Source organism: Bacteroides sp. RCH18 (assembly GCF_058231005.1).
This window is the reverse complement of the sequence record NZ_JBIPTC010000002.1, coordinates 531,329-549,335: the sequence shown is the minus strand read 5'-3', so window position 1 is coordinate 549,335 and position 18,007 is coordinate 531,329. Positions and strand designations below refer to the sequence as shown.

The 18,007-nt window shown below is 46.5% G+C and carries 14 protein-coding genes; 9 read left to right on the top strand and 5 right to left on the bottom strand.

The genetic code is table 11. The annotated features are described in order from the left end of the window. Positions 1-34: 34 nt before the first annotated feature. The 4 genes from rpe to ACHLI0_RS17365 form a co-directional block, all read right to left on the bottom strand. Positions 35-685, bottom strand: a complete 651-nt coding sequence (gene rpe / locus ACHLI0_RS17380; protein ID WP_113748946.1) for a ribulose-phosphate 3-epimerase — start codon at positions 683-685, stop codon at positions 35-37. Positions 686-737: 52 nt separating this feature from the next. Further along, positions 738-1,706 carry a methionyl-tRNA formyltransferase gene (gene fmt, locus ACHLI0_RS17375; protein WP_258971725.1) on the bottom strand — a complete coding sequence of 323 codons (969 nt, stop codon included), beginning with the start codon at positions 1,704-1,706 and terminating at the stop codon, positions 738-740. 62 nt (positions 1,707-1,768) lie between these two features. Beyond that, positions 1,769-3,565, bottom strand: coding sequence for a chloride channel protein (locus ACHLI0_RS17370; protein ID WP_055216419.1), 1,797 nt, complete (start codon positions 3,563-3,565; stop codon positions 1,769-1,771). Then, a complete protein-coding gene (locus ACHLI0_RS17365) occupies positions 3,566-4,129 on the bottom strand; it encodes an L-threonylcarbamoyladenylate synthase (protein WP_054959195.1) in 564 nt (187 codons plus the stop codon). 78 nt (positions 4,130-4,207) lie between these two features. Here ACHLI0_RS17365 and ACHLI0_RS17360 point away from each other — a divergent pair, with 78 nt between their 5' ends. Continuing rightward, entirely contained in the window at positions 4,208-4,645 is a 438-nt protein-coding gene (locus ACHLI0_RS17360; protein ID WP_008760862.1) for an acyl-CoA thioesterase, read from the top strand. 188 nt (positions 4,646-4,833) lie between these two features. On the opposite strand, the gene ACHLI0_RS17355 is transcribed toward ACHLI0_RS17360, so the two are convergent. After that, entirely contained in the window at positions 4,834-5,688 is an 855-nt protein-coding gene (locus ACHLI0_RS17355; protein ID WP_070751128.1) for a phosphodiester glycosidase family protein, read from the bottom strand. A gap of 862 nt (positions 5,689-6,550) precedes the next feature. Here ACHLI0_RS17355 and recJ point away from each other — a divergent pair. The 8 genes from recJ (at position 6,551) to dnaG (ending at position 17,975) form a co-directional block, all read left to right on the top strand. Then, on the top strand, positions 6,551-8,269 hold the full coding sequence (recJ, locus tag ACHLI0_RS17350) for a single-stranded-DNA-specific exonuclease RecJ (protein ID WP_055216406.1): 1,719 nt from the start codon (positions 6,551-6,553) through the stop codon (positions 8,267-8,269). Continuing rightward, positions 8,262-10,166, top strand: a complete 1,905-nt coding sequence (locus ACHLI0_RS17345) for a RecQ family ATP-dependent DNA helicase (RefSeq protein ID WP_490749762.1) — start codon at positions 8,262-8,264, stop codon at positions 10,164-10,166. Before recJ ends, ACHLI0_RS17345 begins: the two co-directional genes overlap by 8 nt. Positions 10,167-10,205: 39 nt before the next feature. Beyond that, positions 10,206-11,168, top strand: a complete 963-nt coding sequence (locus ACHLI0_RS17340) for a tetratricopeptide repeat protein (RefSeq protein WP_490749761.1) — start codon at positions 10,206-10,208, stop codon at positions 11,166-11,168. Positions 11,169-11,518: 350 nt separating this feature from the next. Further along, a complete protein-coding gene (locus tag ACHLI0_RS17335) occupies positions 11,519-12,367 on the top strand; it encodes a prephenate dehydratase (RefSeq protein ID WP_055216402.1) in 849 nt (282 codons plus the stop codon). Then, complete coding sequence (locus ACHLI0_RS17330; protein ID WP_490749760.1) at positions 12,342-13,523, top strand: pyridoxal phosphate-dependent aminotransferase; 1,182 nt, start codon at positions 12,342-12,344, stop codon at positions 13,521-13,523. Before ACHLI0_RS17335 ends, ACHLI0_RS17330 begins: the two co-directional genes overlap by 26 nt. 92 nt (positions 13,524-13,615) lie before the next feature. After that, positions 13,616-14,677, top strand: a complete 1,062-nt coding sequence (locus ACHLI0_RS17325) for a bifunctional 3-deoxy-7-phosphoheptulonate synthase/chorismate mutase type II (RefSeq protein ID WP_008760854.1) — start codon at positions 13,616-13,618, stop codon at positions 14,675-14,677. A gap of 217 nt (positions 14,678-14,894) precedes the next feature. Next, positions 14,895-15,668, top strand: coding sequence for a prephenate dehydrogenase (locus ACHLI0_RS17320; RefSeq protein WP_151209114.1), 774 nt, complete (start codon positions 14,895-14,897; stop codon positions 15,666-15,668). A gap of 114 nt (positions 15,669-15,782) precedes the next feature. Beyond that, the gene (gene dnaG, locus ACHLI0_RS17315) at positions 15,783-17,975 is read left to right on the top strand and encodes a DNA primase (RefSeq protein ID WP_490749759.1); all 2,193 of its coding nucleotides are present in this window, start codon (positions 15,783-15,785) and stop codon (positions 17,973-17,975) included. Positions 17,976-18,007: the final 32 nt, after the last annotated feature.

Below are 18,007 nucleotides of genomic sequence, written 5' to 3'. Positions count from 1 at the left end.
TAAATCGGAAGTATCGTATATAGATCGTATGTGATTAAAGCTCATGTAGCTGGCGGATCATCTCTTCCGGGTCCGGTGCTCCGAAAACAGCATTGCCGGCTACCAGCACATCCGCCCCTGCTTCCACCAGTCGGGCACCCGTTTCCAAATTCACACCACCATCCACTTCGATCAATGCTTTTGAACCGGTCCGTTCTATTAAAGCACGCAATTCACGGACTTTCTCTACAGAATGCTCAATGAACTTCTGCCCGCCAAAACCCGGATTCACACTCATGATAAGTACCATATACACATCCTGAATGATATCCTGCAATAGAGCAACAGGAGTTGCCGGATTGATTGTCACTGCCGGCTGCATTCCAGCTTCTTTGATTTGCTGAATCACCCGATGAAGATGCGTACAAGCCTCATAGTGAACATTCATTGTATGTGCGCCCAACGCTTTCACTTCGGGGATAAACTTCTCCGGATTGACTATCATCAGATGTACATCCAGCGGTTTGTCCGTCAACTTTGCTACATACTTCAACACCGGGAAGCCGAATGAAATATTAGGGACAAATACTCCATCCATTATATCAATATGCACCCACTCCGCTTCGCTGCGGTTTATCATTTCAAGATCTCTCGCCAGATAACCAAAGTCGGCAGAAAGAATGGAAGGAGAAATAATCGGTTTCATCATTCTATTGTTTTAAGTTCTAAGTTAGCTTGACCGTGGTCAGTTCATTTTATCAATTCATTTTATATCCATCCGACAAGCGGAATCCACGAAGCAATTCATCGGTCTTCAGACGTTTCTTGCCGGGAAGTTGCAAAGACAGGACAGAAACAAATCCATCGGGCACAGCCACCTTTATATATTTCTTGCCATCCGTCACAACTGTTCCGACAGCCAGCTGATGTGCCTCATAAATCTTCTCGCTCTCAAAAATCTTCATCACCACCGCTTCTCCTTCCGGACTGACTAACTCACTCCAGGCAGCAGGATAAGGCGACAGACCACGAATGAAATCATACACCTTTTTCACAGGAGAGTTCCAGTCAATCCGGCAAGTCTCTTTAAAGATCTTCGGAGCGGGACGAAGTTCGCCCACTACCGCCATGTCTTCCTGAGCAATCGGTTTCACCGTATCATTCAAGATCGCATCCACGGTTTCGAGCACCAGCTTACCACCGAGTACCATCAGTTTATCGTGCACCACTTCCACATTATCCGTGTCGGCAATGGGGACACGTACTTGCTGAATCACTTTTCCGGTATCAATCTCGTGTTGCAGGAAGAAGGTAGTAATACCTGTCTCCGTATCGCCGTTGATAACCGCCCAATTGATAGGAGCAGCACCCCGATACTGAGGAAGCAGCGAAGCGTGCAGGTTGAAAGTACCCAACCGCGGCATATTCCAGACCACCTCCGGCAACATACGGAAAGCAACCACAATCTGAAGATCAGCTTTCCAGTCACGAAGTGCCTGCACAAAAGCCTCATCCTTCAGTTTCTCCGGCTGAAGCAACGGCAAGTTCTGTTCGAGTACATATTGCTTGACAGGAGAATATTGAATTTTATGTCCGCGTCCGGCCGGTTTATCGGGCATCGTTATCACGCCTACCACGTTATAACCACCCTCTACCAACTGACGCAAGGCCTCCACCGCAAAATCGGGAGTACCCATATAAACGATCCTTAAATCTTCTTTCTTCATAATCTTCTTATTATCTTCGTAGAAGTTATCTGCATAGTAACCTGGCTCCGGCACCTTGCCGGTTAATCTTCGGAAAAATGTACCAATACTTGGCGGTATGAGTTAAATATCTTTGATTTGGAGACAAATCCCTGATATCGTCCTTCTTCGTCCACTACCGGCAGATTCCATGCTTTGGTATCATCAAACGTCTGCATCACTTGCTCCATTCCATCCGTATCGAATATCTTGGCAGGAGCAGATGTCATTAATTTATTAACAGTAAAACGGTGATAAAGTTCTTGCCGGAACATGATGTTACGGATATCGTCGAGCAAGACAATTCCCAACAATTCGCCGGTCTTTTTATCCGTCACCGGAAACATATTACGGTGGGAAGCGGCAATGGCTTTTACCAACTCTCCCAAGTCCATTTCCGGATGCACGGCTACAAAATCTTTCTCCACCACATTCTCCATCTTCATCAAGGTCAGCACTGCCTTATCCTTATGATGCGTGAGGAGTTGTCCGCGCTTAGCGAGACGCATGGAATAGATACTGTGAGGCTCGAAAGCGATAATCGTCAGATAGGAACTGACAGACACAATCATCAACGGCAGGAACAAATCGTATCCTCCGGTCAGCTCGGCTATCAGGAACACTCCTGTCAACGGAGCGTGCATAACCCCACTCATGACACCCGCCATTCCCATCAAGGCGAAATTCTTTTCGGGCAGATAGGCGGAAAAGGCAAAGTCATTGCTGAAATGAGAAAACACGAATCCGGCAATACATCCCAGATAAAGCGAAGGAGCGAAAATACCACCACACCCGCCGCCACCGTTCGTCGCACTGGAAGCAAACACTTTCAACAAGATAATCAGCATCAGATAAACCTGCAACAGATTACTATAGCCGTAGAACATGGAGTTGTTCATAACCGTGTCCCATTCCGCTGCCGAAGTTCCGTTCAACAGAAGTTCGATTGTATCATAGCCTTCACCGTAGAGCGGAGGGAAAAGGAAGATCAGCACACTCAGCATCACACCGCCAAAAGCAAGTTTCTGATAAGGGTTCTTGAGTTTTCCGAATACCCCTTCTATGGAGTTCATCGCCCGTGTGAAGTAGAGAGAAATCAGTCCGCAGAAGATTCCCAGCAAGATCACGTAAGGGATACGTTCCAGTTCGAAAGCCTGATCGAGATTGAACTTGAACATAGCCTCCGTACCGGTTGTGATATAGGAAACGGTCGCCGCAGTCACGGCGGAAATCAGCAATGGAAGCAGAGAAGACATCGTAAGATCGATCATCAGCACTTCCAGTGTGAATACGAGCCCGGCTATCGGAGCTTTAAAGATACCTGCAATCGCACCTGCCGCACCACAGCCGACAAGCAACATCAGCGTGCGGTGTTCCATCTTGAAAACACTTCCCAGGTTGGAACCGATGGCCGACCCCGTCAGTACAATCGGCGCCTCCGCTCCGACCGATCCACCAAAGCCGATCGTGATGGCACTGGCAATCGTAGACGACCAGATATTATGTCGTTTGATACGTCCCTGACGACGCGAAATCGCATACAGAATCTTAGTAACACCATGACTGATGTCATCCTTCACAATATTACGCACGAACCATCCCGCCAGGAAAATACCTATCACCGGATATACCAGATACAGGTAGTTGGCCGATGTCGCATTAAAGTTGTTTGTCAGGAAATTCTGTATCTGATGAATAAGGAACTTCAAAAATAAAGCGGCAATCGCAGTGAAGATCCCGACCAGAAAACTCAATATCAGGATAAACTGCTTTTCCTTAATATTAGCTTCCCGCCATTTGATGCAACGCTGTAGTAAACTCTGTCTCTCCTCTCTTTTCATCTATTCACGAATTATCTTGATCACTCCGCCTTTGTCTAACTTTATAATACTTGAGGGCTTGGGACGGCTCATATCATCCTGCCGGAAGCCGACGATATAGTCCACTGCCAACTTGACTTCTTCGCTGATCTCAGTAAAGTTGGCCGCTCCCGGCTGTCCGCTGATATTGGCAGAAGTGGAAACAATGGCTTTACGGAATTGCTGACAAAGTCGTCTGGAGAATTCTTCATTGGTCACCCGGATACCCACGCTGCCATCTTCCGCCAGCAGGTTCGGGGCCAAATTCCGTGCACCGGAATAAATAATAGTCAATGGTTTATCGGCTACTTCTATCAGGTCCCATGCCACATCGGGGACATCCTGTACATAAAAATCCACCTTCACAGGAGAGTCTACCAGTACCAGCATAGCCTTGCTATCGGCACGTTTTTTTATCTCATACACCCGGTGTACAGCCTCTTCGTTAGTAGCGTCGCAGCCTATGCCCCATACAGTATCGGTAGGATAAAGGATGACACCTCCTTCATTCATCACCTGACAGGCTTTTTTAATATCTTCTATCATTTCTTGAACTATTTCTGTTGAGAATAACACGCAAAAGTAGTACTTTTGCGTCGAAATAAAAAAGATTAAGGGAAAACAATGGAAGAAATCGTATTTCATCATGCACTGCCTATCCAGTTGCGCTTCAACGACGTAGATAAATTCGGTCACGTCAACAACACTGTCTACTTTTCTTTCTATGACTTAGGGAAGACTGAATATTTCGCCTCCGTATGTCCGGGAGTGGACTGGGAAAAGATCGGTATAGTGGTCGTTCATATCGAAGCCAATTTTGTAAAGCAGATTTTCGCATCCGATCATATTGCCGTACAAACCGCCGTTTCTGAAATTGGAACCAAAAGCTTTCATCTCATCCAACGGGTGATCGACACGGAAACCCAAGAGGTGAAATGTATCTGCAAATCGATCATGGTAACTTTCGACCTGGAAAAACATGAGTCGATGCCACTAACCGAAGACTGGATAGAGGCAATCTGCAAATTCGAAGGGAAGGACGTACGCAAGAAGAAAAACTGAAAGAAATAAGCCTTCCCCGGTGTCGGGACCATTCCTCATCGGTGCCTGACTTCGGAGAGCCAAAACCTGAGCGATAAGAAAAGTTTTATACTGAATCATGTCCGCTATATAATAGAAATTACTTGCTTATACATTATATTATATAATTCCTCTCTCCAAAAGTGAACAGCAACCATGTGAATACTCTCTTAATGAACATAAAGGAAGTTTGCCACTTTACGCTCTCCTTGATGATCATAGTTTCTGTTATCACAGGGAAAGTTCACAATTCCCTCTTCCGGTGCACCGGACAGCCATAAGGCGGTAGAACCTCCTCCATCCAGATTCAGCGCATCTTTTCCACCCAATACATGAAGCAGATGTGCCAGTTCCGGAATGTTGATTCCGACAGCATTTTCCGGAGATCGCCCATCGACAGTAACAAACAGAATCTTTCCTTCTTCAGTCAGACAAATAGCACTACGCGGATGTTTGGTTTCTATAAAATTGGCATTGCACTGACTCCAGTCATAGTATTCCCCGTCTTTCAGCATCAACGGGCCAGAAGCTAACACAGAACCTTTATTTTTCTTGTAGTTCTTCTCGATCTGCCTGTCCCAAGGAATGAGCTTCACTTTTCCTTTCTTCTCATAAACTGCTCCTGTCACCCGCAACTTCAATTCATCCAACGAAGTAGTGTCCACAACCTGACTTCCCACCTTCAGAAAACAGACGGAGTTTCCTTTCGTCATATCAAAATAGGAGCCGTTGATGGCTCCGATGGCCTGATGTTTCCGGGCAATCCGGCTTATTTTCTCCAATTGTCCGGTAAAGGCAATGCCGATCTTTTTGCCAGTCTTCGGATTTATCTCCAATATATTAATGGACTGAGCGCCTTGATAAAGAAAAGGGATGGAAGCCCGCTTATGTACAATTCCATTTTCTACGGTCACCACTTCCCAAGGAGCTGTCACTATTGCTATAGAGTCAGCAACAGTCTGTGCATTTACGACCCTAACGGACAACAAGATTAGAACAATGATACCAACAAGATTTCTTCTCATAAACAGTCTGTAAGTTTTGGATTCATATTTCGTGTAGCAACTAATCACACAAAGATATACTTCTCCCGTCATATAACTAATATATTCGGATATAAATTAATTCATTTATATGTGATTTGTAATCAGATGTATGAAAGAAGCATGGAGGACTTGACAAACCGCTTTTAATGTTGTATCTTTGTAAGTGAAAACCGGAAGTAAATTCGATAACATTGATAATATAGACGAAATATGAGCAATAATAAGTATTATATAATAACAGATTGCAGGCATTCCCACTCCGGGTAATGCTTGTTGGATAGTCTGATACAAGCTAAGGGCTGCGATTCTTTATGGGAATTGCGGCCCTTTTTGTTGCTTAATATTGATATTTATTGCAGGAATAACGAAATCCGAGTTTATAATAAACTTGGAGGACGTTCATAATAAACGATGAAAGAATTTATTAATAAATGATTGGAGGTTACTACATAATTAGTCAAAGTCTTTCGTATAGATGTTGGTGCTGATTTTGAAAAGTTCTTTATTTTCTAGGTAAATCGATGAATTATTGCTACAATAACTACCTTTCTCTTTTTGTGTCATATAACTGAATACCTTATGATGTTATGAGGAGAATAATCTTCGGACTTAATTTTCATTTTCACTTTATTAGCTATTAATGCGAATCAGCGGTTGATTCAAATCTGTATGCATTTGCTCCATTTGAATACCAAGCCCGTAAGGAGCTAATTCCACAGGTTTTGAAATATTTTCGTCATATCTACTATACCCTTCCGCTTTTTTTCGTACTTTTACCCCTTGTTGGAAAGTAGCGCCTTTCTGACCCCTGAGAACAGAAAAAGAAAAAACAATATATAAAATGAATCACAAATGGAATTATCAACCCATTACACCCGAACAGGCAGAGACAAGCCAGACATTGGCCCAGGAATTAGGCATTAGCCCGATACTTGGACAACTTTTGGTGCAGCGGGGAATAACGAAGGCAGCAGATGCCAAGAAGTTTTTCCGCCCGCAATTGCCCGACCTGCACGATCCGTTCCTGATGAAGGACATGGACATTGCAGTAGAACGTCTGAACAAGGCGATGGGAAAGAAAGAGCGTATTCTGATTTATGGAGATTATGATGTAGACGGTACTACTGCCGTAGCATTGGTCTACAAGTTTATTCAACAGTTCTATTCGAACATTGACTATTACATACCCGACCGCTACAACGAAGGGTATGGCATTTCTAAAAAAGGAGTTGACTATGCCTCAGAGACCGGCGTAGGATTGATCATCGTACTCGACTGTGGAATCAAAGCAGTGGAGGAAATCACGTATGCGAAAGAAAAGGGAATCGACTTTATTATCTGCGACCATCATGTACCGGACGATATCCTCCCCCCTGCCGTCGCAATCCTGAACGCCAAACGTCTGGACAACACTTATCCATACACCCACCTTTCCGGTTGCGGAGTCGGTTTTAAGTTTATGCAGGCATTTGCTATCAACAATGGCATCGAATTTCATCATCTGATTCCATTGCTCGACCTCGTAGCGGTGAGCATTGCATCGGACATCGTCCCGATCATGGGCGAAAACCGTATTCTCGCCTATCACGGTCTGAAACAACTGAACAGCAACCCCAGCGTCGGCATGAAAGCCATCATCGATGTATGCGGACTCTCCGAAAAGGAGATCACCGTCAGCGATATCGTGTTCAAAATCGGACCACGTATCAACGCATCGGGACGCATCCAGAACGGTAAGGAAGCGGTGGACCTCCTCACAGAGAAGGACTTTTCTGCCGCACTGGAGAAAGCGGGACAGATCAATCAGTACAACGAAACCCGGAAAGACCTCGACAAGAGCATGACAGAAGAAGCTAACAATATTGTGGCCAATCTGGAAGGGCTGTCCGAACGCCGTTCCATCGTGCTTTATAATGAGGAATGGCACAAAGGTGTCATCGGTATCGTAGCTTCCCGTCTGACAGAAGTTTACTACCGCCCGGCAGTAGTGCTCACACGGACAGATGATATGGCGACCGGTTCCGCACGTTCCGTCTCCGGATTTGATGTGTACAAGGCGATTGAACATTGCCGCGACCTGTTGGAGAACTTCGGCGGACATACCTATGCAGCGGGATTATCCATGAAAGTGGAAAATGTGGAAGTCTTTACCCGACGATTCGAAGAATACGTGTCACAACATATTCTGCCGGAACAAACCAGCGCCGTCATCAATATAGATGCGGAGATCGACTTCAGAGACATCACATCGAAATTCTTCAATGATCTGAAGAAATTCAATCCTTTCGGTCCGGACAATATCAAACCGATCTTCTGTACGCATCACGTCTATGATTACGGAACCAGCAAAGTAGTGGGACGCGATCAGGAACATATCAAGCTGGAACTGGTTGACAACAAGTCGAATAACGTCATGAACGGCATCGCATTCGGACAGAGTTCTCATGTGCGCTATATCAAGACGAAGCGTTCATTCGACATCTGCTATACGATCGAGGAGAACACGCACAAGCGTGGCGAAGTCCAACTTCAAATCGAGGATATAAAGCCGATTGAATAAGTATCAGGAGATATTAAAACAATACTGGGGTTATGACTCCTTCCGCGACTTGCAGGAGGAGATCATCACCAGTATCGGCGAAGGCAAAGACACACTGGGACTGATGCCTACCGGAGGCGGTAAGTCTATTACATTTCAAGTGCCCGCTCTCGCCCAGGAGGGCATTTGTATCGTCATCACCCCGCTTATCGCCCTGATGAAAGATCAGGTGCAGAATCTGCGGAAGCGGGAAATCAAAGCTCTTGCCATCTATTCGGGCATGACACGGCAGGAAATACTTACCGCACTCGAAAACTGCATCTTCGGCAATTACAAATTCCTTTATATTTCTCCGGAACGGCTGGATACGGAAATATTCCGCACCAAGTTGCGTTCGATGAAAGTCTCCATGATTACGGTAGACGAAAGCCACTGTATCTCACAATGGGGATACGACTTCCGCCCGGCCTATCTGAAAATAGCGGAGATACGGGAACTATTGCCGGAAGTTCCGGTACTGGCACTGACAGCTACGGCCACTCCGGAAGTCGTAACAGATATTCAGGCCCGTCTGAAATTCCGGGAAGGAAATGTCTTCCGAATGAGCTTTGAACGGAAGAATCTGGCATATATCGTGCGCAAAACCGACAACAAAACGAAAGAACTCCTGTATATCCTGCAACGAATATCGGGCAGTGCCATCATCTATGTCCGCAACAGACGCCGTACCAAAGAAATCACCGAACTGCTGATGAACGAAGGTATAACCGCCGACTTCTATCATGCCGGACTGGATAACGCCGTCAAAGACCTCCGGCAGAAACGCTGGCAAAGCGGAGAAGTCCGCGTCATGGTGGCAACCAATGCCTTCGGTATGGGTATCGACAAGCCGGATGTCCGCATCGTGCTGCATCTCGACCTGCCTGACTCTCCCGAAGCCTACTTTCAGGAAGCCGGACGTGCCGGAAGAGACGGAGAGAAAGCCTATGCCGTCATCCTGTACTCCAAATCGGACAAGACAACACTCCATAAACGAGTGGTCGACACCTTCCCCGACAAAGAGTACATTCTGAATGTCTACGAACATCTCCAGTACTATTACCAAATGGCGATGGGCGACGGTTTTCAATGTATCCGTGAATTCAACCTGGAAGAGTTCTGCCGGAAGTTCAAATACTTTCCGGTGCCGGTAGACAGTGCCTTGAAGATACTGACTCAGGCAGGCTATCTGGAATACACGGACGAACAGGATAATTCATCACGGATTCTCTTTACCATCCGTCGGGACGAACTATACAAGTTGCGGGAGATGGGAAAGGAAGCGGAAGCCCTGATACAGAGTATTCTTCGCTCATACACAGGAGTTTTCACCGATTATGCCTACATCAGCGAAGAGTCTCTTGCCATCCGTACCGGACTGACACGCCAGCAAATCTATAATATATTGGTGACATTAACCAAACGCCGCATCGTGGACTACATTCCCCGCAAAAAGACACCTTATATTATATATACGCGCGAACGACTGGAATTACGTTTCCTGCATATTCCCGCCAGCGTCTACGAAGAGCGCAAAGCACGCTATGAAGCACGCATCAAGGCAATGGAAGAATACGTCACCACCGAAAACGTATGCCGGAGCCGAATGCTTCTCCGCTACTTCGGAGAGAAAAACGAACACAACTGCGGGCAATGCGATGTCTGCCTCAGCAAGCGTGCCACCAACGACTTATCCGAGGAATCTTACGAAGAAGTGAAAAGGCAAATACTCGACTTACTCAGCCACAGCCCTCTCACTCCTGCCGAAACAGCCGATCAGATAAAGGCGGAAAAAGAGGATATCGGACAAGTAATCCGATATTTATTGGACGAAGGCGAGCTGAAGATGCAGGACGGAATGCTATATATTTCAAAATAAGTTATTACATTTGCAGATAAACTCTAAAACAACACTATCATGCCGAACTTTTTTAAGTCTTTTTTCTCCGGTAAGTCCGAAACTCCGGAGAGTGAAAAACAGAAAAACGATCAGAAAAACTTCGAGATATTCAAATATGACGGCTTGCGTGCACAACGCATGGGACGTCCGGATTATGCCATAAAGTGCTTTACCGAGGCGCTTGCCATCGAAGAGGATTTCGAAACGATGGGCTATCTCAGTCAACTTTACATCCCGATGGGAGAAACCGAAAAAGCCCGCAAACTTCTGGAGAAAATGGCAGTAATGGAACCTCATGTGACCAACACATTCCTCACACTGGCCAATGTCTGCTACATCCAGGAAGATTACAAAGCAATGGAAGAGGCTGCCAGCAAAGCAATCGCCATCGAAGAGGGAAATGCAGTCGCACACTTCCTGCTCGGAAAAGCCCGCAAAGGACAGGATGACGAAATCATGACCATCGCTCATCTGACAAAAGCCATCACTCTGAAAGACGACTTCATCGAAGCCCGTCTGATGCGCGCGGAAGCTCTGCTGAAAATGAAGCAATACAAGGAAACAATGGAAGACATAGACGCCGTACTCGCCCAGAATCCGGAAGAAGAGACCGCCATCCTGCTGCGTGGCAAGGTGAAAGAAGCCAACGGACAGGAAGAAGAAGCGGAAACAGACTACAAGTTTGTAACGGAAATAAACCCATTCAACGAGCAAGCCTATCTCTATCTGGGACAACTTTATATCAATCAGAAGAAACTAGCGGAAGCAATCGCCCTGTTTGACGAAGCCATCGAGCTGAACCCGAACTTCGCCGAAGCCTATAAAGAACGCGGACGCGCCAAACTACTGAACGGTGATAAAGACGGTTCCGTAGAAGACATGAAGAAGTCACTGGAGCTGAATCCAAAAGACGAAGCTGGTCTGAACGGAGAATTCAAGAACTTGGGACCGAAACCGGAAGCACTGCCGGGAATCTTCTAGGCAGACGGCAGTATATACTCATTTTTAACTGAAACATTACTGTCATATCAGGTGACCTTTTCATCTTTTTTAGAGAAGAAAACAAAAAAAGTATCGCTTTTTGTTTGCATCTAACAGAAAATTATTACTTTTGCCCCAGAATTAGAAACCAAAGCAGAAACAAAGATTCGTATGAAATCATTTTCTTATGCATATTACTTCTTTTTTTACTTTTACTTTAGCCAGAAAGTAGAGCGGGAGTTTGTATGTATCAAGTGACATGATGCTTAAGGACTGAGATGAAGAAATTAATCATATAAATCCCGCTTCCATATGGACGCGGGATTTTTTTATATAACCCTATTAGAACAATGAAAAAGATAGCAATTCAAGGAACACTCGGCTCATATCACGATATCGCCGCACACAAGTACTTCGAGGGAGAAGAAATAGAGTTAATCTGTTGTGCCAACTTCGAAGACGTGTTTACTTCGATACGGAAAGACAGCCAGGTCATCGGAATGCTAGCCATCGAAAATACGATAGCGGGAAGCCTGCTGCACAACAATGAACTGTTGAGACAAAGCGGTACGCAGATTATCGGCGAATACAAGCTGCGCATCTCACATAGCTTCGTCTGCCTGCCCGAAGAAAGCTGGGAAGACCTGACAGAAGTCAACTCCCACCCTATCGCCCTGATGCAATGCCGTGATTTTCTGAATCAGCATCCGCAACTCAAAGTAGTGGAAGGAGAAGATACGGCACGCAGCGCGGAAATCATCAAGAAAGAAAACCTGAAAGGGCATGCAGCCATTTGCTCGAAAGCTGCGGCAGAACGCTACGAAATGAAAGTGCTGCAAGAAGGCATCGAGACCAACAAGCACAACTTCACCCGTTTTCTGGTAGTTGCCGATCCGTGGCAAGTGGACGAACTCCGCCAGCATCACGCAAAGGCGACCAACAAGGCAAGCATGGTATTCACATTGCCACACACAGAAGGAAGCCTGTCGCAAGTATTATCCATTCTTTCGTTCTACAACATCAATCTGACAAAGATACAATCGCTGCCGATCATCGGACGGGAATGGGAATATCAGTTTTACGTCGATGTATCTTTCAATGATTATCTGAGATATAAACAATCTATAGCAGCAATTACTCCATTAACCAAAGAACTTAAAATATTAGGCGAATATGCAGAAGGAAAGTCAAACGTATAAAATCGCTCCTGCCGAAAGACTGGCAAGTGTCAGCGAATACTACTTCTCAAAGAAGCTGAAAGAGGTAGCACAAATGAATGTAGAAGGGAAAGATGTTATCAGTCTGGGTATCGGAAGTCCCGATATGCCTCCTTCAAAAGTTACCATCGAAACATTGTGCAACAATGCTCACGACCCCAACGGACACGGTTACCAACCGTATGTGGGCATACCGGAACTCCGTAAAGGTTTCGCAGCCTGGTATCAACGCTGGTATGGAGTGGAACTGAATCCGAATACGGAAATACAGCCGCTGATCGGTTCCAAAGAAGGTATCCTTCACGTCACGCTGGCTTTTGTCAATCCGGGCGAACAGGTACTGGTGCCGAATCCGGGATACCCCACCTATACTTCTCTGAGCAAAATACTCGGTGCGGAAGTAATCAGCTACGACCTGAAAGAAGAAGACGGCTGGATGCCCGATTTCGAAGCATTGGAAAAGATGGACCTGAGCCGCGTGAAACTAATGTGGACCAACTATCCGAATATGCCGACAGGAGCCAACGCCACTCCGGAACTCTACGAACGTCTGGTAGACTTCGCACGCCGCAAGAATATCGTCATCGTGAATGACAACCCGTACAGCTTTATCCTGAACGAAAAGCCGATCAGTATTCTCAGCGTACCGGGAGCCAAAGAGTGCTGCATCGAATTCAACTCCATGAGCAAGAGCCACAATATGCCGGGATGGCGTATCGGAATGCTGGCTTCGAATGCCGAATTCGTACAATGGATACTGAAAGTAAAAAGCAATATCGACAGCGGTATGTTCCGTGCCATGCAACTGGCAGCCGCCACAGCTCTGGAAGCCGAAGCGGACTGGTACGAAGGTAACAACCACAACTATCGTGGCCGCCGCCATCTGGCCGGTGAAATCATGAAAGAGCTGGGTTGCACCTACGACGAAAACCAGGTGGGTATGTTTCTTTGGGGAAAGATTCCCGCTTCGTGCAAGGATGTAGAGGAACTGACCGAAAAAGTATTGCACCAGGCAAGGGTATTTATCACGCCGGGATTCATCTTTGGCAGTAACGGAGCAAGGTTTATCCGTATTTCCCTTTGTTGCAAGGATGCCAAACTGGCGGAAGCATTGGAAAGAATCAAGAAGCTTTCTTAAAAAGAAAAGACCGATAAAAGTAAATCAGCGGCAGACCAGGAAACGCCTGCCCGAAAGAATAAGAACAGGAATAAAATAAAAACAATAAGAATATGGAACTCGAATCAATTTTATTACCGGGCATCGAAGCCAAAAGACCGATTGTTATCGCCGGCCCGTGTAGCGCAGAGACTGAAGAACAAGTAATGGAAACCGCCAAACAACTGGCAGCCAAAGGACAAAAGATATACCGTGCCGGTATCTGGAAACCACGTACCAAACCGGGAGGTTTCGAAGGAATCGGTGTAGAAGGACTTGCCTGGCTGAAGGAAGTGAAGAAAGAGACAGGTATGTATGTTTCTACCGAAGTGGCGACTGCCAAACACGTTTACGAATGTCTGAAAGCAGGAATCGACATCCTTTGGGTAGGCGCACGTACCACAGCCAATCCTTTCGCCGTACAGGAAATTGCCGACGCATTGAAAGGGGTCGACATCCCCGTGCTGGTAAAAAATCCGGTAAACCCAGACCTGGAATTGTGGATCGGTGCACTGGAACGTATCCACAACGCAGGCTTGAAACGTTTGGGAGCTATCCACCGTGGTTTCAGCAGCTACGACAAAAAGATATACCGCAACCTTCCGCAATGGCACATTCCTATCGAACTGCGTCGCCGTCTGCCTAACCTGCCGATTTTCTGTGACCCAAGTCACATCGGAGGAAAACGCGAACTGGTTGCCCCGCTCTGCCAGCAGGCAATGGACCTGAACTTCGATGGTCTGATCGTGGAAAGTCACTGCAATCCGGACTGTGCGTGGAGCGACGCTTCTCAACAGGTAACGCCCGATGTACTCGACTACATCCTCAACTTATTGGTGATCCGTACCGAAACCCAGACGACAGAAAGCCTAAGCCAACTGCGTAAGCAAATCGACGAATGCGACGATAACATCATCCAGGAACTGGCTAAGAGAATGCGCGTAGCACGTGAGATCGGTACTTACAAAAAAGAACACGGAATCACCGTTCTTCAAGCAGGACGTTACAATGAAATCCTGGAAAAACGCGGTGCGCAAGGAGAGCAATGCGGCATGAGCGCAGACTTTATGAAGCTGATCTTCGAAGCAATCCACGAAGAGTCTGTCCGCCAGCAGATCGAGATTATCAATAAATAAAAAGCCAAAGAGAACTTAAAAGTCAAATGAAAACTAACAAATAAGTCAGCAGTAACACAACTGAGGCCGACTAGAAAGTCAATAGTATCTTAACTCTCCTCCTTCTGGAAGGAGGAGAATAGAGATAGAATCGACTTTTTAGTCACCCCAATGTGAGATACTATTAACTTTTGAAGAAGCTATTGACTTTTGAGAAACTCCCCAATAAATAATAGATATGAGAATATTAATCCTCGGAGCCGGTAAAATGGGTTCCTTCTTTACGGATATACTGAGTTTTCAGCACGAGACGGCCGTGTTTGACGTCAACCCGCACCAGTTGCGTTTCGTGTATAACACGTATCGTTTCACCACGCTGGAGGAAATCAAGGAATTCGAGCCGGAACTGGTCATCAATGCCGTCACCGTAAAATACACGCTGGATGCTTTCCGCAAGGTATTGCCTGTGCTGCCCAAAGACTGTATCATCAGTGACATCGCTTCCGTAAAGACAGGACTGAAGAAGTTCTACGAAGAAAGCGGATTCCGCTACGTTTCCAGTCACCCTATGTTCGGACCGACGTTTGCCAGTCTCAGCAATCTGAGCAGCGAGAATGCGATTATCATCAGCGAAGGAGATCATTTGGGAAAGATTTTCTTCAAAGACCTTTACCAGACGCTGCGCCTGAACATCTTCGAATATACGTTCGACGAACATGATGAAACGGTGGCATACTCGCTCTCCATCCCATTCGTTTCGACTTTCGTATTTGCTGCCGTGATGAAGCATCAGGAAGCTCCGGGAACGACTTTCAAGAAGCATATGGCTATCGCAAAGGGGCTGCTGAGCGAAGATGACTACCTGCTGCAGGAAATCCTGTTCAACCCACGCACGCCGGGACAAGTGACCAATATCCGTACAGAGCTGAAGAATCTTCTCGAAATCATCGAAAAGAAAGATGCGGAAGGTATGAAAGCCTACCTCACCAAGATTCGGGAAAAGATCAAGTAAATCATCCTCTGCTTCGATAAGATTTAACCATCCCCTACAAAAAAGTTCTTTGCAGGGGATTTTTTTATATGTACCTTTGTATCCGCAAAAACGGAATCACAGGAGAAAAGAAGAATGATAGATCAAGTTACCATAGACCGAATTTTAGATGCCGCACAGATTGTAGATGTAGTATCTGAATTTGTCACCCTGCGCAAACGCGGAGTGAACTATGTCGGTCTGTGCCCGTTCCACAACGAAAAGACTCCGTCATTCAGTGTCTCCCCCGCCAAGGGACTTTGCAAGTGTTTCAGCTGCGGTAAGGGCGGAAACTCGGTCCACTTCATCATGGAGCACGAGCAGATGTCGTATTACGAGGCACTGAAATATCTCGCCAAGAAATACAACATCGAAATCAAAGAACGGGAGCTGACCAATGAAGAGAAACAGGCGCAGACAACGCGCGAAAGTATGTTCATTGTCAACAACTTCGCCCGCGATTACTTTCAGAATATCTTAAAGAATCATGTGGACGGCCGCAGCATCGGTCTGGCTTATTTCCGGCAACGTGGATTTCGTGATGACATCATTGAGAAATTCCAGTTGGGCTATTGTACGGAAAGCCATGATGCCATGTCACAAGAAGCATTGCGCAAAGGCTACAAGAAAGAATTCCTGGTGAAAACGGGAATCTGCTACGAAACGGACGACCACCGTCTTCGTGACCGCTTCTGGGGACGTGTGATTTTCCCCGTCCATACCCTTTCCGGAAAGGTAGTCGCCTTCGGCGGACGTGTGCTCAGCACCGCCACCAAAGGGGTGAAGGTGAAATACGTCAACTCTCCCGAATCGGAAATCTACCACAAGAGTAACGAGCTATACGGAATCTATTTTGCCAAACAGGCGATTGTCAAGCAGGACAGATGTTTCCTTGTGGAAGGATACACGGACGTTATCTCCATGCACCAGTCGGGCATAGAAAACGTAGTCGCTTCATCGGGCACCGCATTGACGCCGGGACAGATTCGTCTGATCCACCGTTTCACCAATAACATTACCGTACTCTATGACGGTGACGTAGCTGGTATCAAAGCCTCTATCCGCGGAATCGATATGCTACTGGAAGAAGGCATGAACATCAAAGTATGCCTGCTGCCGGACGGAGACGACCCGGACTCCTTTGCCCGCAAACATAATTCGGAAGAATTCCAGTCATTCATCCGTGAGCACGAGAAAGATTTCATCCGCTTCAAGACCGACCTTCTGATGGAAGACGCGGGAAGAGATCCGATCAAACGCGCGGAACTGATTTCTAATATCGTACGAAGTATTTCCGTCATACCGGAAGCCATTATACGGGATGTCTACATCAAAGAATGCAGCCAACATCTGCGCATCGAAGAAAAACTGCTGGTAGCGGAAGTCGCCAAATTAAGAGAGGTGCAGGCTGAAAAAGCCAACCGTCCCAGCTATAATCATTCAGCTTCAACAACCGGAGATACTTCCGGTACAGCCGCCGCTTCCAGCACATCGGCTTACTCCGGTGCTCCGACTTATTCTAGTCCATCGAGCCCCTACGGCAATGCAGGAATGCCACCGGAACCCGAATATGATGACAATGGCAATATCGTATCTTTCGCAGATCCGATGCCCGCTGCTACAGGAGGTGCAGCAGGACTTCCTCCCGGCAATGCACCCGCCTCCACTACGGATACCGCTGTTCCCGGAGATTCTTATACCTCCTTTATTCCGCAGGAAGGGAAAGAAGGTCAGGAGTTCTATAAGTTTGAGCGATTGATCCTGCAAGCAGTAGTCCGCTATGGTGAGAAAGTAATGTGCAACCTTACCGACGAAGAAGGAAATGAAATTCCGGTAACCGTTATCGAATATGTGGTAAATGATCTGAAGGAAGACGACCTGGCTTTCCATAATCCGTTGCACCGACAGATTCTGACAGAAGCCGCCACGCATATACACGATGCCGGTTTTATCGCGGAACGCTATTTCCTGGCACATCCCGACCAGACCATCAGCCGGTTGAGCGTGGACTTGATTAATGTACGTTATCAGCTAAGTAAGTATCACTCGAAATCACAGAAGATCGTGACAGATGAAGAACGGCTGTACGAACTCGTCCCGATGTTGATGATCAACTTCAAATATGCGATTGTCACGGAAGAACTAAAACATATGCTTTATGCCCTGCAAGATCCGGCACTCGCTCATGACAATGAGAAATGTAATTCGCTGATGCAGCGTTACAATGAGATGCGGGAAGTGCAAAGTCTGATGGCGAAGCGCCTGGGCGACCGCGTTGTATTACGCTAAATTTCTCATCGGTGGAGAACTACATTGTCCAC

Bases quoted from the DNA above. Each gene is read 5' to 3' on its own strand.
- ACHLI0_RS17335 (WP_055216402.1), top strand. From the start codon at position 11,519: ATGAAAAAGATAGCAATTCAAGGAACACTCGGCTCATATCACGATATC.
- ACHLI0_RS17370 (WP_055216419.1), bottom strand. From the start codon at position 3,565: ATGAAAAGAGAGGAGAGACAGAGTTTACTACAGCGTTGCATCAAATGG.
- recJ (WP_055216406.1), top strand. From the start codon at position 6,551: ATGAATCACAAATGGAATTATCAACCCATTACACCCGAACAGGCAGAG.
- fmt (WP_258971725.1), bottom strand. From the start codon at position 1,706: ATGAAGAAAGAAGATTTAAGGATCGTTTATATGGGTACTCCCGATTTT.
- ACHLI0_RS17355 (WP_070751128.1), bottom strand. From the start codon at position 5,688: ATGAGAAGAAATCTTGTTGGTATCATTGTTCTAATCTTGTTGTCCGTT.
- ACHLI0_RS17360 (WP_008760862.1), top strand. From the start codon at position 4,208: ATGGAAGAAATCGTATTTCATCATGCACTGCCTATCCAGTTGCGCTTC.
- ACHLI0_RS17340 (WP_490749761.1), top strand. From the start codon at position 10,206: ATGCCGAACTTTTTTAAGTCTTTTTTCTCCGGTAAGTCCGAAACTCCG.
- ACHLI0_RS17325 (WP_008760854.1), top strand. From the start codon at position 13,616: ATGGAACTCGAATCAATTTTATTACCGGGCATCGAAGCCAAAAGACCG.
- ACHLI0_RS17365 (WP_054959195.1), bottom strand. From the start codon at position 4,129: ATGATAGAAGATATTAAAAAAGCCTGTCAGGTGATGAATGAAGGAGGT.
- rpe (WP_113748946.1), bottom strand. From the start codon at position 685: ATGAAACCGATTATTTCTCCTTCCATTCTTTCTGCCGACTTTGGTTAT.
- ACHLI0_RS17330 (WP_490749760.1), top strand. From the start codon at position 12,342: ATGCAGAAGGAAAGTCAAACGTATAAAATCGCTCCTGCCGAAAGACTG.
- dnaG (WP_490749759.1), top strand. From the start codon at position 15,783: ATGATAGATCAAGTTACCATAGACCGAATTTTAGATGCCGCACAGATT.
- ACHLI0_RS17320 (WP_151209114.1), top strand. From the start codon at position 14,895: ATGAGAATATTAATCCTCGGAGCCGGTAAAATGGGTTCCTTCTTTACG.